The organism is Rhizobium sp. BK008, from assembly GCF_014197345.1.
In the GTDB taxonomy this organism is placed as follows: Bacteria; Pseudomonadota; Alphaproteobacteria; order Rhizobiales; family Rhizobiaceae; genus Rhizobium; species Rhizobium anhuiense.
This window is the reverse complement of the sequence record NZ_JACIFK010000006.1, coordinates 130,368-147,119: the sequence shown is the minus strand read 5'-3', so window position 1 is coordinate 147,119 and position 16,752 is coordinate 130,368. Positions and strand designations below refer to the sequence as shown.

The window sequence follows — 16,752 nt, the reverse complement described above, 5'->3', positions numbered from 1 at the left end:
TTTGACGACTTCTGCCTTCGACCCGCCTCCCGGTCAGGCGCGCCGCGTTTTGTGCGTCGGCGCGGCGGTTATGGATACGTTGTTTCGTGTGCGCTCGTTACCGACCGGCCAGGGCAAATTTCTGCCCTATGATATGCTGCAGATTGCCGAGGGCATGGCATCGAGCGCCGCCTTTGCCGTTGCCCGGCTTGGCGGCCATGCCAGCCTTTGGGGCGCGGTCGGCGATGACGCCACCGGCGACCGCATCATTGCCGACCTCGGCGAGAGCGGCATAGACACGAGCGGTATGGTGCGTGTGGCAGGCGCCCGCTCGGCCGTCTCGACGATCCTTGTCGATGATCAGGGCGAACGCTTGATCGTGCCTTTCTACGATGCTGGCCTGCACGAGACGGTCAAGCCGGTCACAAAACAGGACATTTCCTCCTTCGACGCGGTGCTGGTCGACGTCCGCTGGCCGAAGCTTGCGCTGCGGACGCTGTTGGCAGCGAGAGAGGCGGGCAAGCCGGCCATTCTCGATGGCGACGTTGCCGGCGATGGCGTGGTCGAGATGCTTGCGCCGGCGGCGAGCCATATCGTGTTCTCGCAACCAGCCGCTGAGCGGCTTGCGGGAACGGCCGACCCGGTGACAGTCGTCGGCCTGCTGAAGCAAAAGTTCGTGCATGCCTTCATCAGCGTCACGGCTGGCGAAAATGGCTGCTTCTGGTTCGATGACGCAACCGGCGAAGTCTGCCATCTTGCCGCTCCAAAGGTGAGAGCGGTCGATACGCTTGCAGCCGGGGATATCTTCCATGGCGCTTTCGTGTTGGCTATCGCGGAAGGCATGCCGATCGAAGAGACGATGCGCCTGTCGTCTATGGCGGCGGCGCTCAAGTGCCAGGTCTTCGGCGGTCGCACCGGCGCGCCGACCAGAGCCGAAGTCTGCAAGGTGCTTCAAGATTGGCGCCCGGCGGTGGCGACGATGAAAGTGATCACACCGGAAGAGTTGTGACAATCCAGGCAGCAACGTCGTTAATGGTGAACGCCATGGAGGTGTTCACTTGATCACGCTTGTGCTGCCACCCAAAGGCGACCAAGCCCATGCCGCCGGGTCACGGCCCTCAATCCCATATCCTCGGCCCGAGAACCGCCCACCTCGAACCTGATGCTGTCGCCAGCATTGCGCCAGTCCGCAGGTGATCGCCGGCCGCAAATGTTCATTTGAACATTTCATTCTTGCAAAGTGAACGTCGCCTGTTACCATCGGGCTCACGTTCGTAGCGGGAGGCTTCGGACCGACAACAAGTGGGAGTGAGGATGAACAAGATCGCTTTTTTCCTGTCCGCAGGATTGACCAGCCTATCGTTATCCGTTCCGGCAATGGCAGCCACGAAGATCCAGTGGTGGCACGCAATGGGCGGCGAGAATGGCGCGAAGCTTGAACAGATCGCCAAGGGGTTCAACGCATCTCAATCTGACTATGAGATCGTTCCGGTATTCAAGGGCACCTATGACGAGACGCTGACGGGCGCCATTGCTGCGTTCCGCGCCAACCAGCAGCCCGCAATCGTACAGGTCTATGAAGTTGGTACCGGCACCATGATGGCAGCACAGGGTGCGGTCTATCCCGTTTACCAGTTGATGAAGGACGAAGGTGAGGCCTGGGACCAGAGCAAATTCATTGCTCCGGTCGTCGGTTACTACTCTGACACCAGCGGCAACGTTCTGTCCTTGCCGTTCAATTCCTCGACGCCGATCCTGTATTACAACAAGGATATCTTCAAGAAAGCAGGGCTTGACCCGGAAACGCCGCCGAAAACATGGGCGGACGTTGAAGCCTTTTCGCGGACGATCATGAAGTCCGGCGCAGCTAAATGCGGTTTCACCAGCGCCTGGATCTCCTGGATCCAGACTGAGAACCTGAATGCCCTGCACGATAAGCCGTATTCTACCAAGGCCAACGGTTTTGGCGGCTTGGACGCAGAATTCACCTTCAACAATGATCTCACGATCCGCCATTGGGGCAATCTGAAGAAGTGGCAGGACGAGGGGCTCTTCAAATTTGGAGGACCTGGCGGCGGCGATAACGCTCCTCCGATGTTCTATTCTCAGGAATGCGCGATGTACATGAATTCGTCCGCCGGTCGGGCAGGGGTCATCAACAACGCAAAGGCTTTCAAGGTCGGTTTTGCGCCGCTTCCCTACTATGACGACGTTATTCCGCAGCCGCTCAACTCGATTATCGGCGGCGCCACTCTCTGGACACTGAAAGGTCGCCCGGAAGAGGAGTACAAAGGTGTCGCGAAGTTCTTCACCTACCTGCAGAAGCCGGAAGTCCAAGCCGATTGGCATCAGTTCTCGGGCTACCTGCCGATAACGGAGGCTGCCTATAAGCTGGGCCAGGATCAGGGCTATTACGAGAAGAACCCCGGAGCAGATATCGGCATCAAGCAACTGACGCGGGTGACACCCACCGACAATTCCAAGGGCATCCGTTTCGGCAACTACGTCCAGGTGCGTGGCATTATCGACGATGAGTTTGCGGCCTTGCTGGGCGGGAAGAAGACGGCGAAGGAAGCAGTTGATTCCGTGGTCGCAAGAGGCAACGAACAGCTTCGCGATTTCCAGTCCGCCAACTAATGGGCTCCGTGACGGGGGCTGGTGAAAGACCGGCCCCCGTTTCCCATCCGTCAGTGTGAGGGCCCATGCAAACCAAACGGACCGTATTTCCCAACAAGCTTTTGCCTTACCTGCTCATCGCTCCCCAAATTTTCGTGACCGTGGTATTTTTCCTTTGGCCTGCGGGAACTGCATTCTGGCAATCTTTCCTGCGTCAGGACGCTTTCGGTTTCAAAACGACCTTCGTCTGGTTTGAAAACTACCGTCGGCTCTTTGCCGATCCGATCTACATCAATGCCTTCGGCCACACGCTCATCTTCGCCATACTCGTGACGGTCCTATCAACGTCGATTGCGCTGCTCCTGGCTGCAGCGGCAATGCGCGTGTTGCGCACCTCTCGAATCTATTCGACCTTGCTCATTTGGCCCTATGCCGTCGCCCCCGCGATCGCCGGCATTCTTTGGTGGTTCATGTTCAATCCGTCGATCGGCATCGTCGCCTATATGTTGCGGGCAATGGGAATCAATTGGAATCATCTGATCAATCCCGACGATGCCATGGTCCTGATCGTGATCGCGGCGACGTGGAAGCAGATTTCCTATAATTTCTTGTTCTTCTTGGCTGCGCTGCAATCCGTCCCACGCTCGCTTCAGGAAGCCGGGGCCATCGACGGAGCCGGTCCGATGAAGCGTTTCTGGACGATCGTGTTCCCGCTGATCTCACCGACGACTTTCTATCTGATCGTCATCAATATCGTCTACGCGATGTTCGACACCTTCGGCATCGTTCATGCAACCACCCAAGGCGGACCGGCGCGCGCGACGGAAATCCTTGTCTACAAAGTCTATTTCGACGGGTTTATCGGGCTGAATTTGGGCTCGTCGGCGGCACAGTCGGTCATTCTCATGGTGATCGTCGTCGCTCTGACGGCCGTCCAATTCCGTTTTATCGAACGCCGCGTACAATATTGAGGAATTCCAAGGATGGTTGAGAATCGCCCCTTCCTAAATTTCCTGGCGCACCTTGTCCTCATCATTGGCGTGACGATCGTGGTGTTTCCGGTCTACGTGGCTTTCATTGCATCAAGCCATGGCCCAAACGACTTCTTGTCAGGCGTCGTGCCGCTGACACCAGGTGGCCACATCATCGAGAACTATTCGACGATGCTCTCATCCGGGATGACGAGCTCCGGGGCGCCGCCGATCGGGCCGATGATGATCAACTCGTTGATCATGGCGGTTGGCGTCGCCGTCGGCAAGATCGTCATCTCGATCCTTTCGGCCTTTGCCATCGTCTATTTCCGGTTTCCGTTCCGGACCCTGGCATTCTGGATGATCTTCATCACCCTGATGTTGCCGGTCGAGGTGCGTATCGTGCCGACCTACAAAGTCGTCGCCGATCTTGGAATGCTGAACAATTACAGCGGCCTCATCATCCCGCTGATCGCCTCGGCAACGGCAACCTTCCTGTTTCGTCAGTTCTTTCTGACCGTCCCTGACGAACTGATGGAGGCCGCCCGCGTCGATGGAGCGGGACCGATGAAGTTCTTCCGGGATATTCTGCTGCCGTTGTCGATCACCAATATCGCGGCGCTCTTCATCATCCTCTTCGTACTCGGCTGGAACCAGTATCTCTGGCCGCTCATCATAACGACCGACCAGAGCTTCTACACAGTCGTGATGGGAATCCAGCGCATGGCAGCGGTTGCCGATGCCGAGCCCCGCTGGAACCTCGTGATGGCAGCGGTCATTCTCGCCGCCCTGCCACCCGTCCTCGTCATCGTCGCCATGCAACGCCTTTTTGTCAAAGGCCTGGTCGAAACGGAGAAATGAAATGGCAACGATCAACATCATCGACGTCAAGAAGAATTATGGTACCGTTCCAGCTGTCAAAGGCATCAACCTATCCGTTGCAGACGGCGAACTCATCGTCCTCGTCGGCCCCTCGGGCTGTGGCAAATCCACCCTGCTTCGCATGATTGCCGGGTTGGAAACGATCAGCGAAGGCCAGGTCGAGATTGCGGGCCGCAATGTCAATAAGGCAGAGCCGGCCGATCGCGATATCGCCATGGTCTTTCAAAACTATGCGCTTTATCCGCATATGACGGTACGCGGAAATCTCGAATATGGTTTGAAAAATCGCGGCACCGAACGGGCCGAAATCAACCGTCGTGTGGCGGAAGCCGCCGAGATCCTCGAAATCGGACCGATGTTGGATCGTAAACCTCGCGAACTCTCCGGCGGGCAGCGCCAGCGGGTTGCGATGGGGCGCGCCATCGTTCGCGAGCCGGCCGCCTTCCTGTTCGATGAGCCGCTGTCCAATCTCGATGCCAAATTGCGCGTGCAGATGCGAGTTGAAATTCGTCGGCTGCAACGGCGTCTCAAGACGACCAGCATCTACGTCACCCATGACCAACTTGAAGCGATGACCCTCGCAGACCGATTGGTCGTCATGAACGGCGGACTTGTCGAACAGGTCGGAACGCCAGTGGCAGTCTACGACCGTCCGGCAAGCTTGTTTGTCGCAGGCTTCATCGGCTCGCCGCCGATGAATCTGGTACCGATCGACGTCCTCAGGGCGGCCGACGGCGCTGGGACCCTGGCATTGCCTGCCGGTACCGACATGGTCGGGCTCCGCCCGGACGCGTTACTTGTTGCCAGGCCGGCAGAGCCTTCCGTCCGTCTCAACGCAACCGTCGAGTTGCTCGAGCCAATCGGGGGAGAAAGCCATCTGCATGTGCGATTGGGGGGGGGCCAGCAGACGGTTGTCCTGACCGTACCGGGTCGTCCGGACTTTGCCGAGAATGCGAATATCGACATCTTTGCACGTGTTGACGCGATGCACCCTTTTAATAGCGATACGGGAAAACGCACAGATTGACTCCAGTTTATTATTTCTCCATCCAACCTTCGAAGAAGACGAAAGAGATGAGACGATGACGACCGTAGAGTCGCGATCCGGGCCGAGACGCGGTGAAGTTCAGGCACATCGAGGCGCCTCTGCCGTCGCGCCTGAAAATACGATTGCTGCCTTCCGAGCGGCCGCGGACCAGGGCGCGGAATGGGTCGAACTCGACGTTGCACTTCTTGCCGACGGTACGCCGGTCGTGATCCACGACGTTTCCATCGACCGCTGTTCCTCGTCAAAGGGAAATCTGGCCAACCTCAACGCGTCGGATCTCGCGAGAATCGACGCTGGCTCGTGGTTCAGCCCAAAATTCAAAGGCGAACCGCTGCCGACGCTGGCCCGTGTCGTTTCCGCCTTGGGCGAACTCGGTCTCAATGCCAACGTCGAGATCAAGCAGCATGCTCATCACAAATCACTCGACCAGTTGGTCAAAGTCGTTGATGAACATTTGAAGGGGCGGCCGGCGCACACCAAGATCATGATCTCGAGCTTTGATGCCGCTGCGCTGAAGGGAATGCACGAAGTCGATCCAAGCTACGAGCTCGCCATGCTGTGGAGCAACCTGCCCGCGGATTGGTTGGATATCCTTCGGTCAATTCCCGCAAAGACCATCCATCTCGACTACAAGGCTCTGAGTATCGGGTTTCTCGAGGAGGCCGTGCGTCGCGGCATCGCGGTGCGGGCATGGACTTGCAATGATCCCAAGCTGCTCGCGTCTTTCTGGGAGGTGGGTTTGACTGGGGTGATAACAGACGACCCCAGTGTCTACCTCACGTAAGGAGCGGCGATGGGGCAGCGGATCATATCGAGCCGACAACGTGAGATCCTTGCGCTGATCGAAACGGACGGTGTTCAGTACATCGAGGAACTGGCACGTCGGTACGATCTGACGACGCAGACGATCCGTCGCGATATCAATGCATTGTGCGATCTCGGGCACGCGCGCCGCTTCCACGGTGGCGTCGACCTGCCGGTCGAGGGCAGCAACATCTCGCTCAACGCTCGCGCCCAGCTCAACCGAAGGGCCAAGCGGCTTATCGCCAAGCGCGTCGCCGCCGACATAGGGGGCGACGCGACAGTGTTCCTCGGGATCGGCAGCACGGTTCGGTTCGTTGCCGAGGCGCTGCGTGATCACCAGGGCCTGACGGTGATTACCAACAACATCCACGTCGCCTTGAGCCTTTGCGATGCACCGAGTGTCGAGGTGCATTTGACGGGCGGCCTTTTGCGTCACGACGATCGCGACGTGGTGGGCACGGATGTGATCAGGTTCGTCGAAAAATTCTATGCGACTTACGCCGTCGTCGGCGCAGGCGCTCTAAGCCCGCTCAACGGTCTGATGGATTTCAGCTATAGCGAAGCCCAAATCACCAATGCCCTCCTTGAGAATTCACAAACGCAGATTCTGGCTGCAGACGTCAGCAAGTGGACGCGAAACGCTTCCGTGCGTGTGGCGCCATTCAGCAAACTCACCCGCTTTTATACGGATCGGCTGCCTGGCGAAGCGGCCGCCACCAATGCCCTCTCCGAGAGCGGCTTGGACGTGGTGACATGCAGCGAGGATATGGCATGAGCTATGTAGACCTTGCGCCATCAGCTCGTGAGTTACGGGACGTGCGCTACCTGTTCACCGACATCGACGATACCCTGACCACCGAAGGCAAGCTACTTCCGCAAACCTACCAAGCTCTCTGGGATCTCAGCCGGGCAGGCATTGCCGTCGTGCCGGTTACGGGCGGCTCCGCCGGTTGGTGCGAACACATCGTTCGTGCCTGGCCGGTGGCCGCGGTCGTCGGCGAAAGCGGCGCATATTGTGTCACCCGTAGGGACGGCGCAGTCGTCTTCGACTATTGGGAAGATGCCACCCTGCAGGCTGAGCGCCAACGCCTGCATCTCCAGTCAGTGAAAGAGCTGGTTTCGCGAAGGGGCAAGACGTTCAGAATTGCCCACGATCAGGTCTTCCGGCTGGCGGACGTCGCGATCGATATCCAGGGTTACGACCCGCATGAGGTCGAGGATCTCGCGTCCAGCATAAAAGCCATTGGCGGAACGGTTGCGATCAGCTCCATTCACATCAACACGTGGATCGGCAATTACGACAAGCGGTCGATGAGCGAACGCATCTTAACCGAGATATTCGGTATCGACCCGGCTGAAACTCCCGCCGTTACCGCCTTCGTCGGCGACTCTCGAAACGATGCCCCGATGTTCGGCTTTATCCGCAACTCCTTCGGCGTCAACAATATCATTCCCGTCCTTCCGCAATTGCAGTACGCACCGAAGTGGGTCTCGTTGCAGCCCGCCGGCCTTGGTTTTGCTGATATTGCGAGAACGATCTTGCAAGCAGCAGCCGCAGGTGAATGAACGACGATCGACTTCGTGTCATGGCGGGGTGACGGCTCTAGAGAAATAATTCCGCGAAATCATACTGCGCAGCCGTGGCCACCAGCCGTCAGCTTTTGACCGAGCCGGCGGTCATGCCTGCCAGGAAATAGCGTTGGGCAACCAGGTAGAGTACCAGAAGGGGCAGGGAACCAAGCACGCTCATCGCCATCATCTCGTTCCATTCGAAGGCGTGCTGGCCCATCAGAAGCTGGATACCGATCGGAACGGTTCTGAGATCCATCGATTTCGTCAGCGTTAGCGCGAAGAGGAATTCGTTCCAGGCCAGCAGAAACGTGTAGACCGCCGTGGCGACGATCCCGGGGATGGAGACCGGAACGATGACGCGCCAGAGCGCCGTCCAGCTCGAGCCGCCGTCGACAAGGACGGCCTCGTCCAGCTCTTTCGGCAAGGTATTGAGATAGCCTGTCATTAGCAGGATGGCATAAGGCAGCGTGAAGACCATGTAGGTCAGGATCAGCGCCAGATAGGTATCGAAGATCCTGAAGGCGACCACCATGCCGAAATAGGGGATGAGAAGGGTGATCGGCGGAACGGTCTGGGTGCTGATGATGAAGATGTTCAAAGTGTTCTTGAAGCGGAACTGATAGCGGCTGAATCCGTAGGCGGTCAGGATGGCGATAACCAGGGTCAGGCAGGTGACGACGCCGGCGACGAAGTAGCTGTTGATGAAGAAGCGCACTTTCACCGGATCGTTGAAGATCGTCAGATAGGCGGCCACCGTAAAGTCATCCGGCAGCAGCCGCGGCGGAAGGGCGAAGATTTCCGTATTCGATTTCAGCGAACTGAAAAACATCCAGACGATCGGGAAGGTCGAAAAGACCAGGCCGATCGCCAGGCCGAGATAGGTCAGGATGGTCGGCAATGCCGAGCTTTTGAAGGAACGCTTTGCCATGGCGGTCACCTGCGCTGCTGGTGTTTGATGTAGAAGTAGGTGACGCTCATCGAAATGATGAGGATGATCATCGCGCTCGCCGAAGCCAGGGAAAACTCATACTGGGAGAAGGCGAGCTTGTAGGTGAAAGTCGAGAGCACTTCCGTCGAATAGATCGGACCGCCGCCCGTCGTCATCCATACGAGTGGAAAAACCTGCATCGTCCAGATGAAGTCGAGAAGCGCGATGCTGATGATGATCGGCATCAATTGCGGAATGGTGATGTACCAGAATTTTTCGAGTTCGTTGGCACCGTCGATACCGGCTGCCTCGTAAAGCTCCTTCGAAATGCCCTGGAGGCCGGCGAGCAGGCTGACCATGTAGAGCGGGTAACCCGCCCAGATGTTTGCGAAGGTCAATGCATGAATGGCGGTGCGCGTCGAAGAGAACCACTCGACCTTGAAGTTGATGATATGGAGCGCCATCAGCACGCTGTTGACGACGCCGTTCGGATCGAGCAGCAGGCGCCAGATGATGGCGATGATGACGGCGGTGAACAGCCAGGGCAGGATGAAGAGCACGCGCAGGATGCTGCGAATGAGCGGATCGACGCGGTTGGTGTTCAACAGCAGCGCGAAGGCCAGGCCGATGATGAAATGGAAGACGACGCTCATGATGGTAAAATAAAGCGTCTGGGCGACCGACTGCCAGAAGACCGGATTCTCGAAGATGGTCAGGTAGTTCTGGACGCCTGCGAACGCCGCATCCTTTTTCATGATGGCGCCGTCCATCAGCGAATATTTGAAGACCATCACCATCGGGAACAGCATCAGCAGAACAAGCAGCAGAGTGGCGGGCGACACGTAGAAATACGGCACCAGCTTCCTCAAGGTGCTGTAACGAAGCCATCCTTTTCTTGGCGCTTTGGCGTGCGCAGCGACCAGAGCCGGAGCGGAATGATTCATGAGCTGTGAGTTCCCATTCTGCCGAGATTTGACGACTTGCACCGGCAGCGCAATCTGGCGCTGCCGGTGATTCGTGAAAGCGACGTGCTTTAGAACTTCGCGAGCCAGGCCTTCTGGGTATTGGAAGCCGCGTCCTTGGCCGACTGCCCGCCGTCGAACATCTTCTGAACTTCGACGTTCATGTCGCGCATCAGCTCTTCGGCAACCGGAAGACCGACGAATTCATTGGCAGGATAGCCGCTCTGGAAGATTTTGAAAGCTTCGGCGAAGATCGGGTCCGATGCCACAAAATCCGGCTTGGCGTGGACATTGCCGGGGAAGGCGTTGGCAATCGAAACCAGACGGCCGTTGACGTCTGGGCTCATCAGATATTCCACAAGCTTCCAGGCTTCTTCCTTGTGCTGGCTGCCTTCGCTGATACCGATACCCCAGGAGGCATAAGGCATGCCGCGCTTGCCGGTGTAGCCGTCAGTGGCCGGCAAGGCGGAGATGCCGAAGTTGAGCTTCGGATTGCGCTCGCGGATGAGGTTCACGTGGGCGAGCGAGTCGACCATCATGCCGACGCGGCCGTTGACGAATTCCTCGACCTTGTCCTGTTCCTTCTTGGCGAAAATGCCGGGCGAAATAACGCCTTCCTTGTTGAGGGACGCGATATAATCGAGCGTGCCGACGACAGCGTCATTTTCGAGATCCGGCTTGCCGTCCTTCAGCATCGAGGCGCCCGAGGCCCAGACCCAGGACATGACGTCGTTCTGGATTCCGCTCGGCGACTGCAGCGACAGCGGCAGGACCCAGCCATACTGGTTCTTCGGCGCATCGGTCATCTTCTTCGCGGCTTCAGCGAATTCCGTGCGTGTGGTCGGCAACTTGTCGACGCCGGATGCCTTGGCGATATCGAGGTTGACGAAGACGGGATAGACGAAGGAAGCGAGCGGGAACATCACGCTCTTGCCATCGACCTTGACGATATCGGTGATCTGGCTCTTGTCGTACTTCGCCTTGTCCATCAGTTCGTCCATGGAGGCGATTGCGCCCTGCTTGGCCAGCCCGTTTACCCAGGCGCCATCCAGGCCCACCACGTCGCTCAGCGTTCCGGAGGCGGCGCCGACGACGATCTGGTCACGCGTCGTGGCATAGGGGCCGCTGACCAGCGTCACCTTGATGCCGGGGTTGGCGGCCTCGAAATCGTTCATGATGCCGCGCAGCGCCCCGGACGGCATTTCGGGTTCCCACCATTGTATGAATTCGATGGTGGTGTCGGCAAACGCCGATGTGGCGCAGAGCGCCCATACCGCCACGGCAGCCCGCATCGTCACGCTGAATTTTCTGATATTCATGTGTGCCTCCCATAGATTTTCAGTTAATCGATCCTCCTCAAGATCGTAGGCAAAGTAGGTTCCCTAAGGCGCCTATCTGTCAATGAAGAACTGCGATCGAGAAAAGATGGGAGGCCCGTATTCATGGCGAGTTCGCACACAACTAATTGAAATATAATAACAAAATTATTCGCTATCGTCCGAATTTTTTCGGAGCATTTGTGTTGCTTGTGACGCTTTTTTTCTTTACTTTCGTAAACAAATGAAAGTCTGCCCAACAAAACGAAAAGCGGAGACGCCCGCCGTCCTCACCGCAAATTTTCGAATTCGGGGCCTGAAACAAGCGTTTTTGCAACCATGCGGCGCGAGCACCTGACGTCGCAAGAGAGGAGAATATTTCGTTTTTCGAAAGAGAGCCGGGTCCGCAGCGAAAAGTCATGCCGGCCTGCCCGTTGATTTTCCCCGATTCCGGAAAACGAAGACCACCCTGTACAAATTGCCGAATGCGTGTGATGCGACATCATTTTCGATTCAGCGCACCGTCGCGCCGCCGATTAAGGAACTGAATGGCCAAGAAAAGTTATAAATCGATGGACGATTTTGCGGCCGCCTCCGGCGTATCGCGTCCGACGCTGTCGAAATATTTCGATGATCCCTCGCAGATCAAGGAAGTGACCCGCAAGCGTATCGAGGCGGCTCTCAAGAAGTCGAACTTCGAGCCGAATCTTTTCGCGCGGCATCTCAATCGCAAGCGGACCAGGAATATCGGGATTCTGGTCCCGACCATGTCGGATCCCTTTTATGTGCAGGTCGTGTCGCTGATCGAGCTGGAGTTGCGCGAAAGGGGATTCTGGCCTGTCCAGATCTCCTCGCACACGCGGCCCGAGCTGGAGGCGGAGGCCGTGCGGACCTTGCTCTCGCTGAAGGTCGCGGGTGCGATCGTGGCGCCGCTGGGCGCCGGTTCGCGGCGTTCCGCGCTGGAAAGACTAAGGGATGCAATCCCCGTCGTTTGCTTCGACAATCCTGCCAGCGGTGACCTTCCCTATGTCGGCAACGACAACGCGCAAAGCATGGCAGCCATTGTGCAATATCTCTGCCGATCCGGTGAGCCGCCGATCTTCCTGGAAATTCCGCATATGACCGAAAATGCCGGCGAGCGGCAGGCGGGCTATCGCGCGACCATGGCGAGGGAAGGGCATTCCCCGCTCGTCATCGATTGCGACGCGCCGCCTTCCTGGGAGTTCGAGCGTCTCGGATACGAGCAGATGCAGAGGATGCTTGCGAATGGCGGACTTCCCGGCAAAACGCTCCTCTGCGCCAACGACCGGTTCGCCTTCGGCGCGATGGCGGCGGCATTCGCCTCGGGACTGAAAATCGGCCGGAACGAGGCTTGCGACGTGCGCATCGCCGGGCACGACGACCACCCGCTGAGCCGATATACCTGCCCGTCGCTGACGACGATGGCCCAGAACGCATCCGAGATCGCCGCGAAATCCGTGGAGCTTTTGCTCGCGCATATCGAGAGCGAGGATGACGGAACGACCCCCGCCACGAACAAGGTGATCCTTGAGGCAACGCTTGTCATGCGCGACTCGGCTTGAGATCCGGTCGGCTTGAGATCCGGCGAGGGTTACGGCCTCAGCGGGTAAGCGCGGGGTCCATGGTGCGCCACGCCATTGCAATGGCCTCAAGCGCCTCTTGCGCCTCCGGAATGGCCCGTCTCTTCGATACGAAGCCATGGATCTGTCCGGGCCAGGTCCGGCTTGTGGCCTGCGCTTCCCGGCTGAGCCGCTCGGCATAGCCTGCCCCTTCGTCGACCAGCACGTCGTGTCCGGCAAGGATCACGAAGGCCGGCGCCACACCGGCCAACGACATCGCGCTGAGCGGCGAAGCCCGCCAGTCCGACCTGCTCGCGGCTTCCGGCAGATAGTGGTCCCGGAACCATTTCATCGCCGCTGCCGTCAGGCCGAAACCCTCTGCGTAACGTGAGTAGCTGTCTGCGGCCTGCAACTGGTCGGTCACCGGATAGATCAGCACCTGGCCGATGACGGCCGGCACCTGTCCGTCCCGCGCCAGGAGGGCAACGACGGCGGCCAGATTGCCGCCGGCGCTATCGCCGCCGACGATAATGCGCGAGGGATCAATACCGAGTGCATCGGCCTGCTCCGTCATCCAAACAAGTGTGGCAGCGCAATCGTCGATCGCGGCCGGAAACGGATGTTCCGGTGCCAGGCGATAATCGGGTGAAACCACGACGGCGCCTGCCATATTGGCAAGCGTCCGGCAGATATCCTCATGGGTTTCCGGCGCGCCGATCACAAAGCCGCCACCATGGAGATAAAGCAGGGCCGGCGCCCCTTGGCGCGGCGCTGCTTGGCCGCGCCATATCTTCACCCTGATGGCGCCCACACGTCTTTCCAACATCTCTGCCACCTCTTCGAGTGGCCACTGGATGCCTGCGAAACTGTCCAGATATTGCTGCCGCGCCTGCGCCGGAGTGCAGCTTTCCACCGCCGTTTCCGGATCGCCAGGCCATGCCAGGGCGCGTTTGGCGGATTCGTCCAGTTGCGTCATGCGAGCAAGCTCCTTGCTTCGTCTTCCCGCAATTCTTTCGGCTGCGCGACGATACCCGCAATGGTCTGCGCGACGCCGGTTTCACCCGCACGCAGGATCGCTTCCATGACTTCGAGCACATGCAGGGCGAGATCGCCCGAAGCGCGTGGCGTGCGGCCTTCGATGATTGCGCGCGCGAGATCGGCAAGGCCAAGCATGCGGTAGTTGGCGCGATCAGGCGCGGCGATCGGCCAGTTGACGGCCCCGAAGAGTTCGCCTGATGTATCCGTTTCCTGCCAGGGAGCGCCACGGCTGGAGAGCGCGACGGAGCCGCCGAAATTGTCGGGGTCGGGCAGGCGCAGCGAGCCTTCGGTACCGTGGAGCTCGATCGGGTGGTTGGAGTGGCGGAAGACGTCCCAGGAGGTGCCGAAGGTGACGGTGGCGCCGCAATCGAATTCCAGCAGCGACAGCACGCTGGTCGGCGTGCCGACCTTGAACGTGGTGCCCTGTTTCGGCCCCTCGGCGGTGATGAGCCGTTCTTCCTGCCCGCTTGTGGCGACCGCCTGCACACGGCGGATCGGCCCCATGAGATTGACCATCATCGTCAGATAGTAAGGCCCCATATCCATGACCGGGCCGGCGCCGGCCTGGTAGTAAAAGCTGGGATCGGGATGCCAGTGCTCCATGCCGCGCCCCATCATGAAGGCCGTTCCCGTCACCGGCTTGCCGATGGCGCCGGCTTCCATCTGCCGCCGGGCATGGCGTCCGGCTGCCCCCAGGAACGTGTCCGGCGCCGAGCCGAGCATAAGGCCCTTGGTGGCGGCCGCATCCACCAGCCGGCGTCCTTCCGCGGCCGTGACGCCGAGCGGCTTCTCGGTGAAGACATGCTTGCCTGCCGACAGCGCCCGCATCGAAACGTCGAAATGCGCAGCCGGGATCGTCAGATTGAGGATGAGGTCGATGTCCTTGTCGTCAATGAGGCTATCGACGTCGGCCGCGCGCAGATTGAATTCCGCCGCGCGGCGCTTGCCGGCGTCGGCGTTAAGATCTGCACAGGCAATGATTTCGACGCCGCGGAACAGCGGCGCGTTGCGCATATAGGCGAGCGAAATGTTGCCGCATCCCACAACGCCGATCCTGAGTTTCATGCCATTGGTCTGTGTCATCGAGGAACCTGATTTTGCCGTTGCGGCTGCGGAGAGTTGAGGGTGCGTTACGTTTTAAGCGCAGGGAATAAATTATATTGACGCACGGTAACATTTGACCGTACGTAATGACAAGACACTGGGGTCGCAATCTCCGAAGAAGAGCCGCCCTTCCGGTTTTCGATCCGCACTCCCTGCGGAAGGGCTTTCGGCCGGCGAGGCGAAATGGCCCGAGGACTTCGGTATCGGCTGTTATCAATAAATAGGTCAGGACCAAGATATGAAAAATGCTGAGCTGCAGATCGGCTGCCAGACATTCACCTGGGAGATGCTCGGCGCAGGCTGGAGCGGCGGCCCGGACGATCTGGTGCGCGCCGTCGCCGATGGCGGATATACCGGCATCGAAATCACCGACACGATGATCGGTCACTACGCGCTCAATCCTGCCGATTTTGCCCGTACTCTGACAGACGCCGGTTTGACGCTGGTTTCCTTTGCCTTCGGCTCCGCCAGCGGCTTCACGGTGGCGGAAAAGATTGCCTCCGATCTCGACACGGCGCGGCGATGGGTCGATTTCGCGGCGAACTTTCCCGGTGCGATGGTCTCGATGGGATCGGCGACGGTCGTTTCGGATGGCCCGCGCGATGAGAAGTTCGCCATTGCGGCCGAGTGCTACAATCGTGCGACCGAGATTGGGCAGTCGGCCGGTGTCGCCGTTGCCGTCCATCCTTCCTCGCACCACAACACGCTCCTCTTCACCCGCGAGGACTATGACCGCCTGTTTGCTCTCTTGGATTCGCGCGCGGGCTGGGTGCCTGATACCGGCCATATCCTGCGTGGCGGCCAGCAGATCGGCGATACGCTGGCGGCCTATTGGGAGCGTATCCGCTACGTGCATCTGAAGGATGTCGACGCCGGTGGCGTCTGGGCGATGCTGGGCGACGGCGTCTGCGACGTGCCTGCCGTGATTTCGGCCGTTCGGGATGCGCCGAAGTTTACCGGCTGGATCGTGGTCGAGGAAGAATCGGACCACGCCGGAACCGATCCCGCCGCGGCGGTTCGCGTGAACCGCGAGACGCTTCGACGTCTCGGATTTTAGCCGGCCTCGTTTTCCCCGCTGTCGGCCTGAACCGTCGATCGGAGCCCAAGTCTCTGCTGGCGTTCTTACGCAGCGAAGAGGTGGACGGCAGGTCACGCGTAGCGGACCTCCACGCCGAGCTTGTCCAGCCGGTGGCGGATGCTGTGCGGCATGTTGCTGTCGGTGATGATCAGATCGACACGCGACAGCGAGAAGGCTTTCGAGGAGGCGCCGATGTCGAATTTGCTCGAATCCGCCACGAGGACGACACGCCGGGCCATGCGAACCAGGTTGCGCTTGGTCCGGGCGATGTCCTCGGAGACGTCGACGACATCGAAGGCCTGATCGATCGCGTGGGCGCCGACAAAGGCCTGGTGGGCGACGAGGCCACCGACCGCCTTGTCGGAGTCCGAAACGATCGTGCTCACGGTGCTCGGAAACACGCGGCCGCCGATCATGTGCACGTCGAGCCCTGGCCGGTACATCAGATGTTGTGCGATGTTCATCGCCGTCGTCGCAACCACGACGTTGTTGACCGGCGGCATCTGCATGGCAACCTGCAGCAGCGTCGAGCCGCTGTCGAAGACGATCGACTGGTTGTCGATGATCTGCCGCGCAGCCATCTGGGCGATACGCCGTTTCGCATCGAAATTGCGCTGCATGCGTTCCTCGAAGGCCGCCGCCGGCGAGTCGGACGGCAGGGCGATCGCGCCGCCATGCGTTTTGATCAGCTGCTTCTTCGCGTCCATGATTTCGAGATCGGAGCGGATCGTCACTTCCGAGACCTCGAAGAATTCAGCCAGCTGGCGGGTGCGTGCCTGACCCACCCGCTGAAGTTCCAGCATGATCTGCTGCCGCCTCTGTTCTGCAAGCATATGTGATCCCGACTGTCGCTTTTTGCGACTATCTGACTTTT

The 16,752-nt window shown here is 59.2% G+C and carries 16 protein-coding genes; 10 read left to right on the top strand and 6 right to left on the bottom strand.

Annotated features, from left to right (window positions below):
- The first annotated feature begins 1 nt into the window (after position 1).
- The 8 genes from FHT69_RS22970 (at position 2) to FHT69_RS22935 (ending at position 7,866) form a co-directional block, all read left to right on the top strand.
- Positions 2 to 988 carry a sugar kinase gene (locus tag FHT69_RS22970; RefSeq protein ID WP_183906012.1) on the top strand — a complete coding sequence of 329 codons (987 nt, stop codon included), beginning with the start codon at positions 2 to 4 and terminating at the stop codon, positions 986 to 988.
- 305 nt (positions 989 to 1,293) lie between these two features.
- Positions 1,294 to 2,616, top strand: a complete 1,323-nt coding sequence (ugpB, locus tag FHT69_RS22965) for a sn-glycerol-3-phosphate ABC transporter substrate-binding protein UgpB (RefSeq protein WP_028758677.1) — start codon at positions 1,294 to 1,296, stop codon at positions 2,614 to 2,616.
- A gap of 65 nt (positions 2,617 to 2,681) precedes the next feature.
- Positions 2,682 to 3,566 carry a sn-glycerol-3-phosphate ABC transporter permease UgpA gene (ugpA, locus tag FHT69_RS22960; RefSeq protein ID WP_048338469.1) on the top strand — a complete coding sequence of 295 codons (885 nt, stop codon included), beginning with the start codon at positions 2,682 to 2,684 and terminating at the stop codon, positions 3,564 to 3,566.
- 12 nt (positions 3,567 to 3,578) lie between these two features.
- On the top strand, positions 3,579 to 4,427 hold the full coding sequence (gene ugpE, locus FHT69_RS22955) for a sn-glycerol-3-phosphate ABC transporter permease UgpE (RefSeq protein WP_028758675.1): 849 nt from the start codon (positions 3,579 to 3,581) through the stop codon (positions 4,425 to 4,427).
- Between the two features lies 1 nt (position 4,428).
- Entirely contained in the window at positions 4,429 to 5,475 is a 1,047-nt protein-coding gene (locus FHT69_RS22950; RefSeq protein ID WP_047619035.1) for a sn-glycerol-3-phosphate import ATP-binding protein UgpC, read from the top strand.
- A gap of 55 nt (positions 5,476 to 5,530) precedes the next feature.
- Positions 5,531 to 6,280: a glycerophosphoryl diester phosphodiesterase gene (locus FHT69_RS22945; protein ID WP_183906011.1), complete on the top strand. Its 750-nt coding sequence runs from the start codon at positions 5,531 to 5,533 to the stop codon at positions 6,278 to 6,280.
- 9 nt (positions 6,281 to 6,289) lie between these two features.
- Positions 6,290 to 7,075: a DeoR/GlpR family DNA-binding transcription regulator gene (locus FHT69_RS22940; protein WP_183906010.1), complete on the top strand. Its 786-nt coding sequence runs from the start codon at positions 6,290 to 6,292 to the stop codon at positions 7,073 to 7,075.
- Positions 7,072 to 7,866 (top strand): HAD-IIB family hydrolase, encoded by a 795-nt coding sequence (locus FHT69_RS22935; RefSeq protein ID WP_183906009.1) that lies wholly within the window; start codon positions 7,072 to 7,074, stop codon positions 7,864 to 7,866. The genes FHT69_RS22940 and FHT69_RS22935 overlap by 4 nt, the downstream gene beginning before the upstream one ends.
- A gap of 88 nt (positions 7,867 to 7,954) precedes the next feature.
- Here the strand turns inward: FHT69_RS22935 and FHT69_RS22930 are convergent, their stop codons facing one another.
- The 3 genes from FHT69_RS22930 to FHT69_RS22920 form a co-directional block, all read right to left on the bottom strand.
- A complete protein-coding gene (locus FHT69_RS22930; protein WP_028758670.1) occupies positions 7,955 to 8,800 on the bottom strand; it encodes a carbohydrate ABC transporter permease in 846 nt (281 codons plus the stop codon).
- Positions 8,801 to 8,805: 5 nt separating this feature from the next.
- Positions 8,806 to 9,744, bottom strand: coding sequence for a carbohydrate ABC transporter permease (locus tag FHT69_RS22925; protein WP_028758669.1), 939 nt, complete (start codon positions 9,742 to 9,744; stop codon positions 8,806 to 8,808).
- An 89-nt stretch (positions 9,745 to 9,833) separates the two neighbouring features.
- Positions 9,834 to 11,081, bottom strand: coding sequence for an ABC transporter substrate-binding protein (locus FHT69_RS22920; protein ID WP_063473714.1), 1,248 nt, complete (start codon positions 11,079 to 11,081; stop codon positions 9,834 to 9,836).
- 545 nt (positions 11,082 to 11,626) lie between these two features.
- Between FHT69_RS22920 and FHT69_RS22915 the strand changes: the two genes are divergently transcribed.
- Positions 11,627 to 12,661: a LacI family DNA-binding transcriptional regulator gene (locus FHT69_RS22915; protein WP_047619020.1), complete on the top strand. Its 1,035-nt coding sequence runs from the start codon at positions 11,627 to 11,629 to the stop codon at positions 12,659 to 12,661.
- 37 nt (positions 12,662 to 12,698) lie between these two features.
- Here the strand turns inward: FHT69_RS22915 and FHT69_RS22910 are convergent, their stop codons facing one another.
- Both FHT69_RS22910 and FHT69_RS22905 read right to left on the bottom strand, forming a co-directional pair.
- Positions 12,699 to 13,634, bottom strand: coding sequence for an alpha/beta hydrolase (locus tag FHT69_RS22910; RefSeq protein WP_047619017.1), 936 nt, complete (start codon positions 13,632 to 13,634; stop codon positions 12,699 to 12,701).
- Entirely contained in the window at positions 13,631 to 14,779 is a 1,149-nt protein-coding gene (locus FHT69_RS22905) for a Gfo/Idh/MocA family protein (protein WP_047619015.1), read from the bottom strand. Before FHT69_RS22905 ends, FHT69_RS22910 begins: the two co-directional genes overlap by 4 nt.
- A gap of 259 nt (positions 14,780 to 15,038) precedes the next feature.
- Between FHT69_RS22905 and FHT69_RS22900 the strand changes: the two genes are divergently transcribed.
- Positions 15,039 to 15,857, top strand: coding sequence for a sugar phosphate isomerase/epimerase family protein (locus tag FHT69_RS22900; protein ID WP_097596095.1), 819 nt, complete (start codon positions 15,039 to 15,041; stop codon positions 15,855 to 15,857).
- Positions 15,858 to 15,949: 92 nt separating this feature from the next.
- On the opposite strand, the gene FHT69_RS22895 is transcribed toward FHT69_RS22900, so the two are convergent.
- Complete coding sequence (locus FHT69_RS22895) at positions 15,950 to 16,711, bottom strand: DeoR/GlpR family DNA-binding transcription regulator (RefSeq protein WP_028758619.1); 762 nt, start codon at positions 16,709 to 16,711, stop codon at positions 15,950 to 15,952.
- Positions 16,712 to 16,752 lie beyond the last annotated feature (41 nt).